This window comes from Glaciecola sp. KUL10 (assembly GCF_003203515.1).
Classification (GTDB): Bacteria; Pseudomonadota; Gammaproteobacteria; order Enterobacterales; family Alteromonadaceae; genus Glaciecola.
On record NZ_BGNG01000002.1, the window covers coordinates 438135 to 457544 of the forward strand.

Annotated in this window: 14 protein-coding genes; 6 read left to right on the plus strand and 8 right to left on the minus strand. The window is 42.1% G+C overall.

Annotated elements, in window-relative coordinates:
* Positions 1–141 precede the first annotated feature (141 nt).
* The 3 genes from KUL10_RS05810 to gorA form a co-directional block, all read right to left on the minus strand.
* Positions 142–429 carry a type II toxin-antitoxin system RelE/ParE family toxin gene (locus KUL10_RS05810; protein WP_110427949.1) on the minus strand — a complete coding sequence of 96 codons (288 nt, stop codon included), beginning with the start codon at positions 427–429 and terminating at the stop codon, positions 142–144.
* Positions 430–660: a CopG family transcriptional regulator gene (locus KUL10_RS05815; RefSeq protein WP_110427950.1), complete on the minus strand. Its 231-nt coding sequence runs from the start codon at positions 658–660 to the stop codon at positions 430–432.
* A gap of 146 nt (positions 661–806) precedes the next feature.
* Positions 807–2153 carry a glutathione-disulfide reductase gene (gene gorA / locus KUL10_RS05820; RefSeq protein ID WP_110427951.1) on the minus strand — a complete coding sequence of 449 codons (1347 nt, stop codon included), beginning with the start codon at positions 2151–2153 and terminating at the stop codon, positions 807–809.
* Positions 2154–2329: 176 nt separating this feature from the next.
* Here gorA and prlC point away from each other — a divergent pair, with 176 nt between their 5' ends.
* Both prlC and KUL10_RS05835 read left to right on the plus strand, forming a co-directional pair.
* Positions 2330–4363 carry an oligopeptidase A gene (prlC, locus tag KUL10_RS05830; protein ID WP_110427953.1) on the plus strand — a complete coding sequence of 678 codons (2034 nt, stop codon included), beginning with the start codon at positions 2330–2332 and terminating at the stop codon, positions 4361–4363.
* A complete protein-coding gene (locus KUL10_RS05835; protein ID WP_233499721.1) occupies positions 4360–5076 on the plus strand; it encodes a DNA-3-methyladenine glycosylase I in 717 nt (238 codons plus the stop codon). Before prlC ends, KUL10_RS05835 begins: the two co-directional genes overlap by 4 nt.
* A gap of 43 nt (positions 5077–5119) precedes the next feature.
* On the opposite strand, the gene KUL10_RS05840 is transcribed toward KUL10_RS05835, so the two are convergent.
* Both KUL10_RS05840 and KUL10_RS05845 read right to left on the minus strand, forming a co-directional pair.
* Positions 5120–6934, minus strand: a complete 1815-nt coding sequence (locus tag KUL10_RS05840) for an EAL domain-containing protein (RefSeq protein WP_110427954.1) — start codon at positions 6932–6934, stop codon at positions 5120–5122.
* Complete coding sequence (locus KUL10_RS05845) at positions 6934–10710, minus strand: response regulator (RefSeq protein WP_110427955.1); 3777 nt, start codon at positions 10708–10710, stop codon at positions 6934–6936. The genes KUL10_RS05840 and KUL10_RS05845 overlap by 1 nt, the downstream gene beginning before the upstream one ends.
* Before the next feature lie 319 nt (positions 10711–11029).
* Between KUL10_RS05845 and KUL10_RS05850 the strand changes: the two genes are divergently transcribed.
* A complete protein-coding gene (locus KUL10_RS05850; protein ID WP_110427956.1) occupies positions 11030–12922 on the plus strand; it encodes a propionyl-CoA synthetase in 1893 nt (630 codons plus the stop codon).
* A 34-nt stretch (positions 12923–12956) separates the two neighbouring features.
* On the opposite strand, the gene KUL10_RS05855 is transcribed toward KUL10_RS05850, so the two are convergent.
* The gene (locus KUL10_RS05855; RefSeq protein WP_110427957.1) at positions 12957–13316 is read right to left on the minus strand and encodes a DUF2750 domain-containing protein; all 360 of its coding nucleotides are present in this window, start codon (positions 13314–13316) and stop codon (positions 12957–12959) included.
* Between the two features lie 187 nt (positions 13317–13503).
* Between KUL10_RS05855 and ubiE the strand changes: the two genes are divergently transcribed.
* Genes ubiE through ubiB form a run of 3 tightly spaced genes read left to right on the plus strand, consistent with a single transcriptional unit; the run spans position 13504 to position 16570 of the window.
* A complete protein-coding gene (gene ubiE, locus KUL10_RS05860; protein WP_110427958.1) occupies positions 13504–14286 on the plus strand; it encodes a bifunctional demethylmenaquinone methyltransferase/2-methoxy-6-polyprenyl-1,4-benzoquinol methylase UbiE in 783 nt (260 codons plus the stop codon).
* Positions 14286–14930 (plus strand): SCP2 domain-containing protein, encoded by a 645-nt coding sequence (locus tag KUL10_RS05865; protein ID WP_110427959.1) that lies wholly within the window; start codon positions 14286–14288, stop codon positions 14928–14930. The genes ubiE and KUL10_RS05865 overlap by 1 nt, the downstream gene beginning before the upstream one ends.
* Positions 14930–16570: a ubiquinone biosynthesis regulatory protein kinase UbiB gene (gene ubiB, locus KUL10_RS05870; protein WP_110427960.1), complete on the plus strand. Its 1641-nt coding sequence runs from the start codon at positions 14930–14932 to the stop codon at positions 16568–16570. The genes KUL10_RS05865 and ubiB overlap by 1 nt, the downstream gene beginning before the upstream one ends.
* A gap of 14 nt (positions 16571–16584) precedes the next feature.
* Here ubiB and KUL10_RS05875 read toward each other — a convergent pair whose 3' ends face one another.
* Positions 16585–18069 (minus strand): guanosine-5'-triphosphate,3'-diphosphate pyrophosphatase, encoded by a 1485-nt coding sequence (locus KUL10_RS05875; RefSeq protein WP_110428048.1) that lies wholly within the window; start codon positions 18067–18069, stop codon positions 16585–16587.
* 38 nt (positions 18070–18107) lie between these two features.
* Positions 18108–19397, minus strand: a complete 1290-nt coding sequence (rhlB, locus tag KUL10_RS05880; RefSeq protein ID WP_110427961.1) for an ATP-dependent RNA helicase RhlB — start codon at positions 19395–19397, stop codon at positions 18108–18110.
* Positions 19398–19410: the final 13 nt, after the last annotated feature.

A 19410-nucleotide genomic window follows, 5' to 3' on the forward strand; every position in this document is an offset into this window, starting at 1 on the left:
ATTTATTTCGTGGGTTTTTGATCTAAGCTTATTTTGTGTTTTGTGCGCTTAAGTCCAGTTTCCCAGTTCTGTTGATGCTGACTGGTCTGTATATGTTTTTGTTAAGGAAGAAAGTTAGGAAAGGTAGTCGTTTGCGTACTTCTACAGCCAAACATCAATATCTTGGCCACCAATAATGGCCATAATTTCAACGATACCTTGATTAATTCGGTAGTAAATTACGTCCGAGCGATGAGGGCAAGGTTTGTAGCCTGGCCGAATCTCGTCGATTGATTGATAGAGTAAAGGAGAGTCTGCGAGCTTGTTGAAAGCATCGAAGAAGCTGTAAAAGTATTCATCGGCTGAGCGCTCCCCTAACTCTTTATATTCATACTCGTAAATTCTTCGCAAATCTTCTTTCGCTTCTTCCGTTAAGCGGTATTTGCCCATTTACTTTTGTAGGTCCGCTTTGAACTCAGCAAGCATTTCATCTGCTGACTGAGTAACGAAGTTGCTGTTTTCTGCTTTTGACAACTTTTGATTTATATACTCAGCTCGCCTTGCACGCCGGATTAAATCATTAATCAATTCACTTTTATTTGCATAGTCCCCGAGTTTATCTACATGTGCGTTAAGCCAACTGTTATTGCTTTCTGTCAATGTAACACTTTGTCTAGGCATGTTATTCTCCACTTGTATCTGGTGCGATATTACACCAGCAGTGCCATAATCGCAATTTGTACCCTTCTCGAAAAAAAAGAGATCTATGGTGTGATAACCATAGACCTCTTTTGAGATTGCATTTATTTACTATGTTTAACTTATACCTACATCGTCACAAACTCTTCCCCACTCGTCGGATGAATTGCCACGCAAGCATCAAAATCAGCTTTTGTCGCGCCCATTTTAATGGCAACACCAAAGCCTTGAAGAATTTCGTCCATTCCAAAACCAATGCCATGCAAGCCAACCACTTTTTCGTCAGGTCCAGCGCAAATGAGCTTCATTTTAGTAGCTTGGCGGTGTTGAGTGACCGCAGTGTACATGGCTGCAAAGCTTGAGTTATAGACTTTGATATTATCTTCGCCGTATTGCTCAATCGCTTCTTTTTCGGTTAGGCCCATTGTACCTATTGCTGGGTGGCTAAACACAACCGTTGGTACAAGATCATAATCCATGTGGGCGTCTGTTTTGCCATTGAATAAGCGTTCAGATAATTGACGACCTGCTTTAACTGCAACAGGTGTTAGGTCTATTTTGCCGATGTTATCGCCCACTGCGTAAATACCCTCTGCGGTGGTGTTTTGATACTTATCAACTTTGATATATCCACGTTTGTCTAGTTCGACGTCTGTGTTTTCTAGGTTAATCTTGTCAGTTGCTGGCTCTCGGCCAATTGCCCATACCAAGGCGTCGCATTCGATTGAGTGCTTTGTGTTTAAGCTGACTTTAAGTGAACCATCGGCTTGTTTTTCAATCGCGGTTACTTCGGTAAATGGGTGCAGTGTTGGGCCGTCTTCAGCCATGATCTCAACGAGCGTGTCAGATAGCATATCGTCGAAGTTGCGAAGTGGTTTTTCGCGGCGCACCAATAAGTGCGTTTCTGAACCCAGTGAGTGCATCACACCCGCTAGTTCGACACCAATATAGCCAGCACCGACCACAACAACGCGCTTGGGTTGTTCTTTTAAGTCAAAAAATTCATCCGAATTAATGCCTAAATCTGCGCCTGGCACGGGGGGCTTTATTGGGCGACCGCCTGTGGCGATGGTGATGTGATCTGCGGTATAGATTTCGCCGTCAACATCAATCGTTTTGTTATCAATAAATTTGGCAAAGCCTTTAATTAAGGTAACGCCGTTATTGCCTAAAACGCGGTCGTAAGAAGCGTGAATTCGGTCAATATATGCTGTGCGACTTTCAACAAGCTTTTCCCAGCTAAATTGATTTACCGTCACATCAAATCCATAGTCAGGTGCATAGCGATGAATGGCTTCGGCAACTTGTGCGCCAAACCACATGGCTTTTTTTGGAACACAGCCAACATTGACGCAGGTGCCGCCAATGTCTTTCGCTTCAATAATTGCGGCTTTTTGGCCGTAACGAGATGCGCGATTAGCTGATGCAATTCCACCGCTGCCGCCGCCAATACAGATATAATCAAAATGTTTCATTTGCTTCCTAAAGTCGTCATTAATGTGCTTGGGAAAATAGCCTATCCCTTAAATATGCCTACTAGACCGTATTTATCAAGTTTTCATTCAGTTTTTATTTCAAATCAAGCCGTAAAGACTTGTGATCTTATCGACGATCCCCACCTAATAAATAAGCAAAAAGTTAGGAATAAAAAATGAGTTCAGCTATCGAACAAGTCGACGGACTTCCGTTGTTTTCACAAATTACCCCCGAACAAATCGTCCCTGCTATCAAAGGCGCGATTGAGACCTGTAAGCAGGCTATTAACCGAGTAGTCGCGTCTGGCGATGCCAACTATGCGGGTTTGGTTGAAGTTTTGGAAGATAGCGATGATCGACTCAGTAAAATATGGTCGCCTGTTGGGCATATGAATTCGGTGATTAGTTCGGATGAATTGCGAGAAGCTCATGATGCTTGTTTACCTTTACTATCCGAATATTCAACGTGGGTTGGGCAGCATCAAGGCTTGTTTAAACTTTATGAAAAGTTATTAAACAGCGATGAATTTTCAACGCTTGATACAGCTCAGCAAAAAGTGGTGAGCAACGCAGTACGTGACTTCTCTTTATCTGGGGTTGGATTAGAAGACGCCAAAAAAGAACGATATGCGCAAATTAAAAGCCGATTGTCAGAGCTGTCCTCTAGTTTCAGTAATAATGTGATGGATGCCACCATGGCGTGGAGCAAACTTGTGACCGACGAAGCTGAGTTGGCGGGGCTACCTGATTCTGCCAAAGCGGCAGCCAAGCAAGCCGCTCAACAAAAAGAACAAGAAGGGTGGCTATTTACCCTCGATATTCCTAGCTATTTACCCGTAATGATGTATGCAGATAAGCGTGAATTACGCGAAGAAATGTATACTGCGTTTGCTACCAAAGCGTCTGATCAGGGGCCCAATGCAGGTGAGTTTGATAACGCCGCTTATATCGATGAGATGCTCACACTTAAACAAGAGCTTGCTTCGTTATTGGGCTTTAATCACTATGCTGATTTATCGCTGGCAACTAAAATGGCGCAAACGCCTGAGCAAGTCATCGGCTTCTTAACAGACTTAGCGGCCAAGTCAAAGCCGCAAGCTGAAAAAGAGCTTCAAGCGGTCAAAGACTTTGCCCGTGAGCAATATGGGGCGAGTGATTTGCAAGCTTGGGATTACACGTATTACGGTGAAAAACTCAAACAACAGACATTTGCAATTTCAGATGAAGAGTTACGCCCTTACTTCCCGGAATCAAAAGTCGTTAGTGGTCTGTTCGAAGTGGTTTCTCGTCTATACGGACTGACTATTAAGCAAAACGAAAGCGCAGATGTGTATCACAAAGACGTTAAGTTTTACGAGATCTATGACAAAGACAATGCCCATCGCGGATCATTTTATCTTGATTTGTACGCACGTGAGAAAAAGCGAGGCGGTGCATGGATGGATGAATGCCGAGTACGCAGAGTCAAGGCTAATGGTGAATTACAACTCCCTGTCGCTTATCTAACCTGTAACTTTAACGGTCCGGTCGACGGCAAGCCGGCACTGTTTACTCATAACGAAGTCGTGACTTTATTCCATGAGTTTGGACACGGTATTCACCATATGCTGACCAAAATATCTGCTGGTGGTGTGTCTGGTATAAATGGCGTGGCGTGGGATGCGGTTGAACTTCCGAGCCAGTTTTTAGAAAACTGGTGCTGGCAACCAGAGGCCTTGAGCTTTATCTCAGGTCACTATGAAACAGGTGAGGCCTTACCTCAAAGCATGCTTGATAAAATGCTAGCGGCGAAGAATTACCAATCAGCTATGCAAATGGTCAGGCAGTTAGAATTCTCTATGTTTGATTTTGTATTACATATGCAAACTGATAATAGTCTGTCGGTTCAACAAGTGTTAGATGGGGTAAGAAAAGAAGTCGCCGTTGTGATGCCGCCCAAATTCAATAAATTCCAAAATAGTTTCGGTCATATCTTTGCAGGTGGCTATGCTGCGGGATATTACAGTTATAAATGGGCTGAAGTCTTGTCATCAGATGCCTTTGAGCGTTTTGAAGAAGAAGGAATATTCAACGAGTCAACGGGTAAAGACTTCTTGAACAATATTCTTGAAATGGGCGGTTCTAAAGAGCCTATGGAGCTTTTCGTTGCGTTCAGAGGACGCGAGCCCAAAGTCGATGCCTTACTTAGACATTCAGGTATTGCTGCGTGAGCACTAAAATAGATACCGATGTAGGTTTAGAAGCATACGCGAGTCTTTACGATCGCGTTTGTCAGCGCAAAGGCAGCGCGCAAATGGTCGAGGATTTGTTATCGACACCTCTAAGCAATAGCGAGTTAAAAAGTATTCCTGATGACCGATTTTTAGCCGAGTTTACCAAAAAGGTATTTCAATCTGGCTTTGTGTGGCGAGTTGTTAGGCAAAAATGGCCTGATTTTGAAGAGGTGTTTTTTGGCTTTGATATCGACAAAATGCTGCTAATGCCGGACGAAATGCTTGAAAAAAAGGCGACAAACCCAGCCATTATTCGCAATCTAAACAAGGTCAAGACAATTAGAGATAACGCCGTCATGATTGACGAGGTGCGCAGAAGCCACGGTAGCTTTGCGGCATTTGTGGCAGAGTGGCCAAGTGATGACATCATTGGTCTGTGGGAGTATTTAAAAAAGCATGGCGCTCGATTAGGTGGAAATACGGGGCCATATGCGCTTAGGTTTTTAGGTAAAGACACGTTCTTGTTAAGCAGGGATGTAGAGGCCTATTTCACACAACACGGTTTAATTACGGGGTCAGTGCGCTCAAAACGCAGTTTAAACACTATTCAAAATGCCTTTTTAACGTGGCAGCAACAAAGTGGAAGAAGCTTACAAGAGCTCAGTCAACTTGTCTCGTTTAGTTGTGGCGATAACTATGTAGGCTTTTAGGCGAGTTCGAAAGCTTTTGTTTTGCGTTATACAATCGATTGACTCATTCTGATGTATATCCTGATAGTGGCTCCGGCCGGTGGCTTACATACCCTTGATAATAGTCTACGCCCAAAGTTTTAAGCACCGTTAGTGCTTCTTGGGTCTCAACACACTCCGCAACAACTTTTACGTTTTTTGCCTTTGCAATTCCGACAATTGATTCGACCATCTTTCGATTGATCGGGTCGGTTTCAATGTCCCTAACGAACATTCCATCAATTTTTACATAATCGACTTTTAACTGTCTCAGATACTCATATGAAGAGGTGCCTGTTCCAAAGTCGTCAAGTGCAAACTCACAACCTAAGCTGGCGGTTTTTTCAATTAATTCTTGAGTAGCGCTAAGATTTGTTAGTGCTGATGTTTCGGTGATTTCGAAACAGATACGCTTGGGGGCTATTTTATATTTTTCTAACCCATTTCGTATCGTTTCAAAAGCGCCACTTTTAACGATAAATTCCCCAGAAAGATTGATTGCGACTGCAAGGTCTTCTGGTAAACCAGCCATGGATTTAAATGAAGCATCAATGACCCATTTTTCGATCGCACTGATCAAGTGATAGCGCTCTGCGATAGGTATAAAGTGGCCTGGGGGTATTACTCGACCATTTAAGTCTTTTAAACGGAGTAAAAGCTCGACTTTCTTTTTGGGAGGAGTGCCGTCTGTTTGCAGTGCATTGATTCGTTGGTAATAGAGTAGAAAAAGGTCATTTTCAAGCGCGTGATGAATGATTGGGATAATCTTCATTTGCTGCTGTGACTTGTCGATATAGTCCTTCGAGTGGTTATAAACCGATATTTCGCCCCCGCCCTTGCGCTTGCTTTCGTAGCAAGTGCGCTCGGCGATACTTAATAGGTGTGAAGCAGAATCTACGCTTTCATCAAGTTCGACAAGTGCCATACTAATACTGTGCTTGAATACTTCTCCTTCCCACTCAAATCGATAATTTTCGATCAACATTTTAAGCTGCATGCCTTTTTGAATAGCACCATCTAAATCATTTGCGGTTAACAGTATTGCGAATTCATCCCCTCCCATGCGGGCGCAAAGAATTTCATTGACTTGAAAACCCCTTATTAAGTCTGCCAGTTGACGTAATAACTCGTCACCTGCAACGTGTCCACACGTATCATTTATTACCTTGAATTGGTCCATATCAATAAAGTATAGATACCACTTCTCGCTGTTGATATGCAGTTGCTCTAGTTTGATCCGAAGCTCATTTTCCATCGAGTTTCGATTGTACATACGCGTAATAAAATCATAGCTTGAAAGGTAGCTGAGTTTGTCTTGTAAGCGCCTGCGCTCGTCGATTTCTCTTCGCAGGTTTTTATTCGCAGTAACGAGCTCTAGTGTGCGCTTTTGTACCTTGTCTTCAAGGCTTTCGTTCACACTTTCTAAGAGTGCATTAGCATTGTCTAGTGAGCGCATTAGGCGATGAAGTTCCAAGTGAGTTTTTACTCTTGCCATAAGTTCGTCTGACTTGACAGGCTTTAAAATATAATCGACTCCACCAACATCAAATGCTGCTCCAATATCAGTTTGACTGCCGGTCAAAAATAATACAGGAATATCGCAAAACGATGGATTGTTCTTGATATTTTCGCATACTTCGAGCCCCGACATCTCGGGCATATTGATGTCTAGTATGATGATGTCGGCCTTAGTCTTTTGTAGAACGTCTAGTGCTTGTCTACCTCGATTGGCAATCAGAAATTTAGGGTTAAGTGTCTTTAACTGCGACACAATGGTGCTGATTGTCGTTGGATCATCATCTACCGCTAGAATAACCGGTCTTACTTCATCATTTGTCATTAATCTTCTTCAGCTAATAATTGATTGACTACTTCGTAATCGAAGCGTTCGAGTGCGCCAATAATCGCATGAACTTTATCATCATCAGGCAAAGTTGCAGCGATAGCATGAGTTTCGTCTATTAATTCAGTTGGGACCCACTCACTGTTTTCGGTAAATTTGTAGATTTCTGAATACAAGGTCTTAATGTTGCGTGCCGATATTTCAGGTCGACTTTGTTCAATATTCGCTGAAAGGATTAAATCAGCGTCATTAAGCGCCTTATTAAGTGTTGCATTTATAGTGGCTAAATCTAAGGTGCGAACATCCTGCTCCTTAAGCGCTGTTTCTAGTGACAAACAGTCTTTGTACAACGAATAAAAGCCCATATTGCCCGCACTTCCTTTCAATGTATGAATCTTCGATTTAAGCACTTCTTGTTCATCGAGGCTTTTCGGAAATATGAATGACACGCCTTTGTTCTCAGCGATGAATAGACGCAAGCTTTTGAGGTACAAGTCCGGCGTTTGATGCAAGCTAGGGGTGAAGTTTACCCAATCCATTGTTTTTAATTTATCATGCGGTACGCTTAAGTCTAGCTCACTTTTGAAGGATGTCTGCTCTTGACATGCTAGATTCTCGAATCCTTGCTCGGTCAACGCAAGTTGGAGTTGTTCACCAAGTGTTTTTAGTGAAATCGGTTTTGAGACATATCCTGTCATCCCGTAGCTGAAACACTTTTCTTTATCTCCCTTGAGTGCATTAGCAGTCATTGCAATGATAGGAATGTCTTTATATTGCTCGCCAACAATACCTGCCCTTATTTTGGCTGTTGCGGTATATCCGTCCATAATTGGCATTTGGCAGTCCATCAAAATAGCGGTGAACGGCCTTTCATTTTCTTCTTTACGCAATATTTCTAAGCATTCTTGCCCGTTAAACGCTTTTTGAAAACGAATTTTTAGTTTCCTTAATAAGCCTTCCGCAACCAACATATTGACTGCATTATCTTCAACAACCAATATTTGATGGTGCTCTCCCGCAACAAATTTAGATTGTGTTGCATGGCGATATTGGAGCAAATTTTGCTCGTTGATCAATTCATCGTCATTTTGTGGTTTGGTGACCAGTGCAAGCGTATTATATAGATCTTCGGTAATTACAGGTTTTAGTAAACTTGCGTCTAAACCACTTGCTTTGAGCTCAATACGATCCATCGTAAAGGTCATTGAACTAAGCATGATAATTTTGATGCCAGCAAACTCTGATTTTGACCTGATTTCTTTGGCTAACTCCAAACCATCACGCTGAGGCATATTCATGTCAGTGATAATAATTTGAAATTGGTTTTCTGGCTTTGAGAGTATTTTTAGCGCTTCGTTTACTGATGCACATATGGTCGAATCAAGGCCAATTAAACCCAATTGTTTTTGAATGATGTCTAAGTTAACGGGGTTGTCATCAACAACTAAAACGGAAAGGCCTTGAACATCTAAGATTGGTTGCTCTTGGGGCGATACTTCAGATTCCTCCAATTTGATATCAAAACCAACAGTAGTGCCTTTATTTATTTTACTTTTAACCCAAATATCGCCATCCATTAATTCACAAAGGCGTTTGCAAATTGCTAGGCCAAGTCCGCTTCCACCATAGTTTCTGGTTGTTGATGAATCGACTTGTGAAAATGATTCAAACAGCAAGGGAATTTTTTCCTCGTTAATACCAATGCCAGTATCTTGGATTTGGCAATGAAGACGTAAACTTGACTTACGTCTTATAATGTCAGCAGTGACCACCACTTGTCCGTGCTCTGTAAACTTCAAAGCGTTATTGAGTAAATTGGTGATGATTTGACGAATACGTAAAGGGTCTCCTTTAACAAAATTGAACTCTATTTTTGTGGTATCAAGCATGAGTTCAAGGCCTTTAGCATCTGCTTTAACTGCTAAGGCTTTTATACTGTCATCAATCAGTTTAATTGGATCGAAATCAACAATATCTAGTTCTAATTTTCCGGCTTCGACTCTAGAAAAGTCAAGGATGTCGTTAATTACGCCCAGAAGGCTGTCTGCACTGCTCTTCGCTATTTCAACTTGTTGTTGCTGTTGCGAATCTATTTTTGAGTCACGTAAAAGGTCTAACATCCCAATTACGCCATTCATCGGTGTCCTGATTTCATGTGACATTCGTGCAAGAAATTCACTTTTTGCTTTACTAGCAGCCTGTGCCGCAAGTGTTGCTTGAATCAATGACTTTTCGGTTGACCTCTGTTCACTTATATCTTGTGCAATACATAGAATGCCCGGAGGTTGTTCGTTAGGAAAATCGATTTTGAATTTTCTGGAAAGGAAAATACTATATTTTCCTTCCTCATGATTAGCGACCCGTTCAAACACGACTGGTTCACCTGTTTGTAAGACCTGTAAATCACTGTCTCTAAAAGCATCCAAGTCTTTTGCGTTTGCTAACTCCTCATCGGTTGAGCCGATAACTTCTTGCTCGACTTTACCAAAGATCTCAAAAAACGCTTTATTACCTTTTATATAACGTCTTTCATGGTCCTTGCAAAAGATCGGGTCAGGAATATTGTCGAATAGAGATTGGAGCACGGCTTTTTCAGTAGATAACTCAGCAAGTGCGTCCGCTAGTGCAAAGGTTCTTTCGTCTACCTTATCCTCAAGTTCATCTGCGGCTTTTTGTAACTTTTTTGTTGTATCGTAGGATACTCTGACAACGTAAAGGCCCAACAAGAGCGCGAGTGATAGGCTCAAAGAGAGTAGCGCGAGCAAGATATTTCTTGAGCTTCGATAGCTTGATAGCGCTTCGTGTAAATCTACTTCGGTCGTGATACCAATATTGAGTGAGTCAATCCATTGCCAAGCGCCAATAACTTTGATGCCTCTATAGTCATTATAGCCATTTACATCAAAGGATTTGTTTCCTCGAATGGCAGATGTCGCCATTTTAGTTAGTTTTTCTCTGCTCGCTTGAGCGTTAGGCTCTAAATAAAGGTTAACTTCAGGATCGTATAATTTGATATTTAAGACTGCGTCAGAGTTTTTCTCTAACACGCCGTAACGTATTAGTTCATCTCTGAATCGTGAATCGGTAGTCATAAAACCATCGTTGTCAAAAAGATAGGTTTCACCTGTCTCTCCTATACGACCAAGTTTTACAATCTGGCTTAATTCTGCCTGAGGTTTGATCAAAGCCAATATATAATAACGCTCTCCTTTATTTTCTATAGTGCGTATAAAGCTTGCATACTTATAGGTTAGTTCGCTTTGATTCTCACTATTACTAACTTTCCCTTGGACGGGTGGTAAAAATCTTGCACTTATATTGTCAGTGCTGCTAACAAGAGTTGAATACTTGCCTTTAAAGTTAGACCAAATGGCTCCTGCAGATTCTCTATTATAAAGTGCATAAATGAGTTCACTTCTATCGTTGATAATAAATAAATCATCAATTGCTTTACCACTTAGATAACGTTCGAAAGTTCGATCAACGTCGGTTCTGTCTAGCGCAACAAAGCCAGTGCTATCAAGATTTGTTTCAATTACTTTTAAAACGACATCACTGTTGCTGATGTTCTCGAGTAGGTCTTGTTTTTGCTTCGCCCATATTCCAACTGCGCTGGTCGACGTGTCCAAGACTGTATTTAATGATTTCTCAAAGTCAGACAAGACGTGATTTTTTAGATATGAAAGAGAGACTTGTACGAGTATAAATGAGGATACAATCAACAGTATCGCTGCGCTAATTGCAATATTTGGAATTGAGTTTAATTTATACATTAAAAGTGAATATCCGATTAACGCAAGAAAGTTTCGAAACCTGAAAGCTTATTAAAAGCATGTACATATAATTCGTTTTATTCAACACCTCTTAGGATGCCATAAAGTTTTCCGTACATATATGCTTTTTATCTTCAGTCCCAGAAATTTATGTGGGCGATACTTAATTTGTTGCAATAATTTGCAAACCGTTGATTACCAAAATGTGAATTAATCCATTAGTCTTAAAGCATTGCTTTAGTGATGTATTCGCTCCTATTATTTGGTTAATAAGACGTTAACTAGATATGTCATTACTGTGACATGTGGAGGCAAGGCCATGAGTGAGCACTACTTAAAAGAATACCAGCAGTCTATCGAACATCCTGAAAAATTTTGGCAGGAAAAAGCTAGGGCACTCCCATGGTTCGACTTTCCCAAACAAATACTTAGCAAAGACGATAATGGCGTTGAACGGTGGTTTGCAGGTGGCATGATGAACACATCATTTATGGCTATCGATCATCATGTTAATTCTGGTCGCGGCAATCAAGTGGCCATCTTATACGATTCTCCAGCCAGTGGAAGTAAGCGCTCATTAACTTACAATGATTTGCTAAATAAGGTGTCGAATTTTGCTGGGGTATTAAAAAGTAAGGGGGTGACAAAGGGAGATCGCGTATTGATTTACATGCCGATGATCCCTGAGGCCGCAGTGGCGATGTTAGCCTGTGCACGTTTGGGGGCGATTCATTCTGTTGTGTTTGGCGGTTTTGCTGCCACTGAACTGGCGGTGCGTATAGATGATGCACAGCCTAAGGTAATTGTTTCAGCAAGTTGTGGGATTGAACTTAGTAAAATTATTGAATATAAACCCTTACTCAACGATGCAATCGACAGCGCTTCATATAAACCAGAATCCGTTATTGTTGTGCAGCGGACACAGGCGCGAGCGACTTTAGATAGACGCCATGATTGCGACTGGTCTTATGAAATGCAAAACGCCAGCCCTGTTGGTGCTACCCCCGTGAAAGGCGAAGATCCTCTTTATATTTTATATACCTCAGGCACTACTGGCGCACCTAAAGGTGTCGTGAGAGACAATGGGGGGCATGCTGTTGCGCTAAATTATACGATGAGCGCACTATATAACGTGAGTGCGGGTGATACGTTTTGGGCTGCTTCAGATGTCGGCTGGGTGGTCGGGCATTCCTACATTGTATATGGTCCCCTATTGGCAGGTTGTACCACAATTATGTATGAGGGAAAACCTATCCGATCTCCTGATGCTGGTGCTTTTTGGCGTGTATGTGAAGAGCATAAAGTCAAAGTCTTATTTGCTGCACCAACCGCGTTTAGAGCGATAAAAAAAGAAGATCCAAATGGTGATTTGATCAAAGACTATGATCTCAGTCAGCTTGATACGATTTTTATGGCAGGAGAACGTCTAGATCCTCCTACTTACGATTGGACCACACAAAAAACGGGGAAACCGGTGATCGATCATTGGTGGCAAACAGAAACAGGGTGGGCGATATGTGGCAATTATCTTGGATTTGGGCAAAGTAAGATTAAGGCGGGATCGGCAACATACCCCTCTCCGGGGTTTAATATCAAAATACTAAATGCAGCAGGTGACGAAGTTCAAGTGGGCCATCAGGGGGCAATTGCGATTAAATTGCCACTGCCACCCGGTTGCTTACCCACGGTTTGGGGAGATCATCACCGCTTTCAATCAAGTTACTTAGATGAGTATCCAGGGTACTATTGCTCTGGTGACGGTGGATATATCGATGAGGACGGTTATGTCTTTGTAATGGGCCGAACAGATGATGTGATCAATGTCGCTGGGCATCGATTAAGTACCGGTGAGATGGAAGAAGTTGTCGCCGCTCACCAGGCGGTGGCAGAGTGCAGCGTAATAGGGGTTAGATGCCGTATAAAAGGCCAATTGCCAATCGGTTTAGTCATCTTAAAAGATGGAGCAAGTATCGATCCTCAAGCCTTGCAAAATGAGCTCACCGATATGATTAATCAACGCATAGGCCGCATCGCATGTTTTAAGCAGGCTATTATAGTGCCTAGGCTTCCTAAAACGCGGTCAGGTAAAATATTGCGCAATACTTTGCGGCAAATGGCTGATGGGATGGAATATAAGGTTCCCTCGACGATTGATGATCCTTCAAGTTTGACGGAGATCGAAATTTTAATGCATGAAAAAGGGCTAGTTTAGGCGCTTCGCTGAAAGAATACGCCCTAACAACTTGCTAGGGCGGTGAGAGCATTGCATCAAATTCGTCCGGAAACATTGTCATGGCAGACTCGCCTGGAACAGGGAAGACCACGACACACAAATCGTCCTCTAACATGCCATTGGTCCACCTTTCTTGCCAATCTTTCACCTTGATACAACGAGGTGTGCAGTTTTGCCATTCAGAATCTTGCCACACTTCAGCTGTTTCTTTACTTGGCCACACTGGGATACAGTCTTCATCTTCAGCTACTAGCATTACCGCGCCGTCTTGATCTGCTAATATCCAAAGCTCGTGAGTATCTTTTATTATATTAACAAAAGCTTGTTTGCGTCGTTCGTATGGCAATGATATGAGTTCATCTAAGGTTTGCATGCAAATTTTATCCGCTTTGATCGTTATATATATGAGATGATGCGCTGTAGTCTACTTGAATAAAGTTGAAAGTCATTACGAGATAAATAAATTGATTTTTTTCGTGTAATTTCTACAGCTTAGTAGCGCTATCAGTTAAACTTAAAGAATAGACTAGACAGTCACCTGCACGGACAATGAGTATTCAATGACAGATCAAGATATAAGCGTAGAAAACGTCAACGACAATAATGACAAAACTCATTTTGGTTTTAAACAAGTTGCCAAAGACCAAAAGGCCAACATGGTAGCGGAAGTCTTCCACTCAGTAGCGGCAAAATATGATGTGATGAACGATTTAATGTCTCTTGGAATCCACCGTATCTGGAAGCGTTATACTATCGACTGCAGTGGCGTGCGAGCTGGACAAAAGGTACTTGATCTCGCAGGCGGTACAGGAGACTTAGCCGCTAAATTTAGTCGTATTGTGGGCGAAAAAGGTCAGGTTACGCTGGCAGATATTAATCACTCAATGTTGATGGTTGGCAAAGAAAAACTGACAAATATGGGGATTTTAGGCAACCTAAATTATGTACAAGCAAATGCTGAGGCCTTGCCTTTTCCAGATAATCACTTTGACCTTGTTACGATTGCGTTCGGATTGAGAAATGTTACCGAAAAGAGCAATGCTCTTGCTTCAATTTTTAGGGTGCTTAAGCCGGGTGGGCGTTTGTTAGTGTTGGAGTTTTCAAAACCAACCAATGAAATGTTGAGCAAAGTCTATGATGCATATTCATTTCATTTACTTCCCAAAATGGGGGAGTTGGTCGCAAACGATGCTGAGAGTTATAAGTATCTGGCTGAGTCTATTCGCATGCACCCCGACCAAGAAACACTCGAAGACATGATGAAAGAAGTCGGCTTTGAACAGACCTCTTATAAGAACTTGACCGGCGGGATCGTAGCATTGCACAGAGGCTTCAAGTTTTAATGCCAACTGCCCAGATAATATCTGCTGGCCTAGAGCTTGTAGTTAATAAAGTATTGTTATTGGATGAATGCAGCGAGACGCGCTTGAAAGCGCTGGCTGGAAAAAGTTGCGAGTTACTGCCAATCGAGTTGGGTTTTGCCCTTAAATTTCTTTTTACAGAATCTCAGGTATTGATTAGTGCCCCAGAAAGTTTTGATTCGTCAGAAAAATTAAACAGTAATGAGTGTCGAATTAAGCTCTCGTTGTTTGCAATACCTGAGCTTCAAGATACAGATAACATCACAAAACTCATCAAAGCTGACAAACTTGATTTTGAGGGCAACCTATCAATTGCTCAGGAGTTTGGTGAGTTGTTTAAATCACTGAATATCGATTTAGAAGAAGAACTTTCAAAATATTTGGGTGATGCGGCTGCGCACACTGTTGTTCAAAATGCCAAACAGTTCCATCAAGCCATGCTCAACAAAGCCAAATTGGGTATCGATACGCTGACAGACGCTATGTTAGATGAAAAGCCAGTCGCAGTGAGAGCCATTATGATTGAAAATTTTAATCAAGAAGTTGATGAAATAAAACGTGATACCGAGCGTTTAGAAGCAAGAATTAAGCGCTTGGAGAGTGTTAGCGTCAGAGGTAAGCATTAGTGCGAATAAAACGATTTTATCACATCGGTAAAGTGTTGCTTCAACACGGTCTAGACGACTTGATCCCAAAGCGATTTAGGCCTTGGTATGTAGGGTTTGCTAGAAGGTGTATATTCTGGATACCTAATCAACATAAAAAAGACACTCAGGGCCGGCGCTTACGTTTGGCTTTAGAAGCGCTGGGGCCTGTATATATTAAATTTGGTCAAATGCTTTCTACTAGGCGTGATTTGTTAAATGCAGATATTGCTAATGAACTTTCTCATCTTCAAGATGATGTACCATCATTTGATTCAAAAATCGCAGAGCAAATAATAAAAGACTCGCTAGAACTCAGTGATCTAAGTGTATTATTTTCCGAATTTGATGAAAAGCCACTGGCATCAGCTTCAATAGCTCAGGTTCACAGTGCTAAATTGAAGCTTGATAAGCAAGACGTTGTGATCAAAGTGCTCCGACCTAATATCAGACAAACCATTGAAGCCGACGTTGATTTGTTGGCAAGTGTCGCTAAGGTTGTACAACGGTGGTTACCTGATGGGCGACGATTGAGGCCTGTTGAAGTTGTTCAAGAATATAAACGAACGATCCTAGATGAGTTAGATATGCTTAGGGAAGCCGCCAACGGCATCCAAATTAAACGTAACTTTGAGGATTCCGACGCGTTGTATGTCCCCCATTTTTACAGTGACTATTGTCGCAAAAATGTGGTCGTGATGGAGCGTATTTACGGAATCCCTGTTTCTGATGTCAAAGCTTTACATGCACAAAATACTAACATGAAGTTACTTGCTGAACGGGGAGTAGAAGTCTTTTTTACTCAAGTTTTCCGAGATAGTTTTTTTCATGCTGACATGCATCCGGGTAACATCTTTGTCTCTACAGAGCACCCAGAAAACCCCAAGTATATCGGCATTGACTATGGCATCGTAGGCACATTAAATAAAGAGGATAAGCGCTATCTCGCAGAAAATTTCTTGGCATTTTTTAATCGAGATTATCGCAAAGTTGCTGAACTTCATGTGGATTCCGGGTGGGTACCCGCCGAAACCAATATAGATGACTTTGAAATGGCGATCCGCACCGTTTGCGAGCCAATTTTCCAGAAACCTCTCGAAGATATCTCTTTTGGTAATGTACTGCTTCAGCTATTTAATACAGCCCGACGTTTTAATATGGTCGTTCAGCCACAGCTTGTATTGTTGCAAAAAACGTTGTTATACGTAGAAGGCCTAGGGCGTCAGTTGTACCCACAATTAGATCTGTGGCAGACGGCAAAGCCGTTTCTAGAGCGCTGGATGAAAGATCAAATGGGGCCAAAAGCACTGTATAAACGTATCTACGAAAATCTCCCTTTTTGGTCTGAAAAACTGCCTGATATGCCAGACTTGTTGCACGATAGTTTGCGCACAGTAAAATCATTACCACTGCAAAGCCAAATGCAACACGAGCAATATATGCAAGCTGTAAGGCGAAGTCGCAAGACGCAGTTTTTAGGGCAGGTCAGTTTAGCGATTACCCTTATAACCTGCATATTTGCCCTTTCTGAGCGGCCTTACTACGAAGTATTAGCGCTGGGTGCATTGGCATCGACGGGTTGGATAGTGACTTGGTATAAGGTGAGTAATGCGTCGCAGTAGCCATTTTCTATACCTTAATGGCACTTTAAGGTCCAACCTACCTTATGTTGTAACCATGTTTCTTGAATTAATTCAGCTTGTACAATTGGATGAGCACTAAGGATACCTTTTGCAAATTTCAGCCCCCAGTTACCCTGAGCGTCGATAATTAAGTCTGGTTGAGGTATGTGCTCGTCTTTTCGTCGCGTACACAAGATAACGGCTACTCTGAGTACTCGTAAAGCGTTTTCTAGCATTTTCCGCATATCATCTTCGTAGGTTTCAAGCACTGCCATATCAATTTCTTGCCGATGTAAACCAACGAGGTCTCGGATAAAAGTTCGTTGGAGTTGGGTGAAACCTGTCAAATCTGTGTGTGTGAGTATATATGCACCATGTTCATTGTGATTTTTGTAGCCAATATGCAAGCCTACTTCATGCAATGAGGCCGCAGTTGCAACGATCGATTCGGTATCAAGATCACAAAAGTCACTTTGGCCGCACAATTGACGTATTAGCTTGATTGACATTAATCTGACGCGTCTAGCATGTTTTCGATCGATATGAAAACGTTCGCTAAGGCTCTCAATTCCTTGAGTTCTTCGGTCTGTTCGTTGGAAGTTATCAAGCATGCCATAAATAATGCCTTCGCGAAGTGCACCGCCAGCGATTTGCATATTCTTAATTGCTAGTGTTTCAAATAAAGCGATTAGGATAGCCAAACCACTTGGGAATATGATTCGACGGCTTTCTTCTAAGCCTTCAATTTTGAGCGCGTCAATATGGCCACATTTGATGCACTGTGCTTTGAGTTTATATAGGTAATCTAACTTGATAGCGTCATTAATGTTTTGTTTTATCAGTATGCTAGTAACCGCTTGTGGCGTTCCTGAAGCACCTAAACACTGCTGCCAATCGAAACACAAAAACATATCAGATTGAGCGCTCAATAGTTCATTGGCCTTAGCTTCAGCCGCAGTAAAGTTTTCCTGATTGAGAATTCCACCTTCAAAAAACTGTTCCATGAAGGTGACGCAACCCATGTTGAAGCTGGCCAAGTGCACCGGTTGCATATCTCTGCCAATAATTACTTCGGTGCTTGCACCGCCAATATCAATCACTAATGTGTTACCTTGATTAGCCGACGTATAGGCTACGCCAAGGTAAATCTGCTTAGCTTCTTCCTCACCACTAATGATGTTAATTGGTGTGGAAAGGATTTTTTCCGCTTCGTTAGAAAATTTCTCTGCATTGATAGCCAGCCGCAAAGTTGCAGTTGCGACAACTTTGACATTGGCAGGTGGAATATCGCTGAGCTTTTCTTTAAACGTTTCGAGGCAAGAGAGTCCACGAGCAATGGCCTCGTCGCTTAGGCGGTTATCATCATCCAAGCCTGCGGCTAGACGCACCTTTTGCTTGGTTTTACTGATAATCTGAACACTGCCGCCCAATAAACGCACAATCACCATATGAAAGCTGTTAGAGCCTAAATCGACAGCCGCGTAATATTCATCTTCCATAAAGCTGCTTGGCAATGACTGAATTACCACGTTAGTGCCTATTTATTACGATTATGGTTTCTTGGTTTACCGCCGCGACTATCTCTTCCACCTGAACGATTCCCTGTTCTGCCTCTTGGTCTTCTTGCGTTATGCTTCGGTGCCTTAACGTCTTCAAGAAGGTTATTTGGATTGTAATCCGTTACTGGAATTTGATGCTCTACGTAGTCTTCGATCGCAGTCAAGTTCATTGCATATTTTTCACACGCAAAGCTGATTGCTATTCCACTTTCACCTGCGCGACCTGTTCGACCTATTCGATGAACATAGTCTTCGGCATCATCAGGTAAGTCATAGTTGAATACATGCGTTACTTTATCGATATGAAGACCTCGAGCGGCGACATCGGTCGCAACAAGAATATCAAGCTTTCCGGATGTAAAGTCTTCTAAAATGCTTAGGCGTTTCTTTTGTGGAACATCGCCACTTAGCATTCCTGCTCGATGACCATCGGCAAGCAGCCAATTTGTCACTGTTTCACAGCCATATTTTGTATTGGCAAAAACAATTGCTTTATCTGGCCACTCTTCTTCCAAAAGCGTTAGTAATAACAAAGGCTTGTCTGTGTCTGATGGATAAAACAATTCTTCGCTTACGCGAGTGGCAGTTTTCTTTTCAGGTTCGATTTGCACATGTGTTGGATTGTTCATGTGTTCATATGCGAGCTCTTGCACTCTAAAGCTCAAGGTCGCTGAAAATAGCATACTCAAGCGTTCGCTAGGTTGTGGCATACGACGAAATAGGTAGCGAATGTCTTTTATAAACCCAAGATCGAACATGCGGTCAGCTTCGTCGAGTACTGCTACTTGTATGTTTTCAAGAGAAAATATATCTTGTTTGTAGTAATCGATGATACGGCCAGTAGTACCAATTACGATATCAACACCAGAATTTAGTTTTTCGCGTTGACTTTCGTAACCTTCGCCCCCATAAATCAAACCAAGTGACAAGCCGGTGTGTTTGCTAAGTAACTCAGCATCATTAAATATCTGCACCACTAATTCACGCGTTGGTGCCATGATGATGGCTCTTGGCGTGGGTTTGTTTGGATTTGCAGGTCTGGCTTGCGTTGTCATCAGGTGATGAAAGGTAGCGACCAAAAATGCGATGGTTTTGCCGGTACCTGTTTGGGCTTGCCCAGCAATGTCTTGTCCCACTAATAATTGAGGTAAGCTCATCGATTGTATCGGTGTGCATTGGTTGAAGTTTGCTTCTTCCAAGCCTGCTAATACAGTTGGATGAATCGGTAAATCAGAAAAAGACGTATCAGTTAAATGTGTTGTTGGCATAGCTTATAGCTTA

Excerpts from the sequence above, each read along its gene's own strand:
- KUL10_RS05810 (WP_110427949.1), bottom strand. The coding sequence starts at position 429 with ATGGGCAAATACCGCTTAACGGAAGAAGCGAAAGAAGATTTGCGAAGA.
- KUL10_RS05815 (WP_110427950.1), bottom strand. The coding sequence starts at position 660 with ATGCCTAGACAAAGTGTTACATTGACAGAAAGCAATAACAGTTGGCTT.
- gorA (WP_110427951.1), bottom strand. The coding sequence starts at position 2,153 with ATGAAACATTTTGATTATATCTGTATTGGCGGCGGCAGCGGTGGAATT.
- prlC (WP_110427953.1), top strand. The coding sequence starts at position 2,330 with ATGAGTTCAGCTATCGAACAAGTCGACGGACTTCCGTTGTTTTCACAA.
- KUL10_RS05840 (WP_110427954.1), bottom strand. The coding sequence starts at position 6,934 with ATGACAAATGATGAAGTAAGACCGGTTATTCTAGCGGTAGATGATGAT.
- KUL10_RS05845 (WP_110427955.1), bottom strand. The coding sequence starts at position 10,710 with ATGTATAAATTAAACTCAATTCCAAATATTGCAATTAGCGCAGCGATA.
- KUL10_RS05850 (WP_110427956.1), top strand. The coding sequence starts at position 11,030 with ATGAGTGAGCACTACTTAAAAGAATACCAGCAGTCTATCGAACATCCT.
- KUL10_RS05855 (WP_110427957.1), bottom strand. The coding sequence starts at position 13,316 with ATGCAAACCTTAGATGAACTCATATCATTGCCATACGAACGACGCAAA.
- ubiE (WP_110427958.1), top strand. The coding sequence starts at position 13,504 with ATGACAGATCAAGATATAAGCGTAGAAAACGTCAACGACAATAATGAC.
- KUL10_RS05865 (WP_110427959.1), top strand. The coding sequence starts at position 14,286 with ATGCCAACTGCCCAGATAATATCTGCTGGCCTAGAGCTTGTAGTTAAT.
- KUL10_RS05875 (WP_110428048.1), bottom strand. The coding sequence starts at position 18,069 with ATGGAAGATGAATATTACGCGGCTGTCGATTTAGGCTCTAACAGCTTT.
- rhlB (WP_110427961.1), bottom strand. The coding sequence starts at position 19,397 with ATGCCAACAACACATTTAACTGATACGTCTTTTTCTGATTTACCGATT.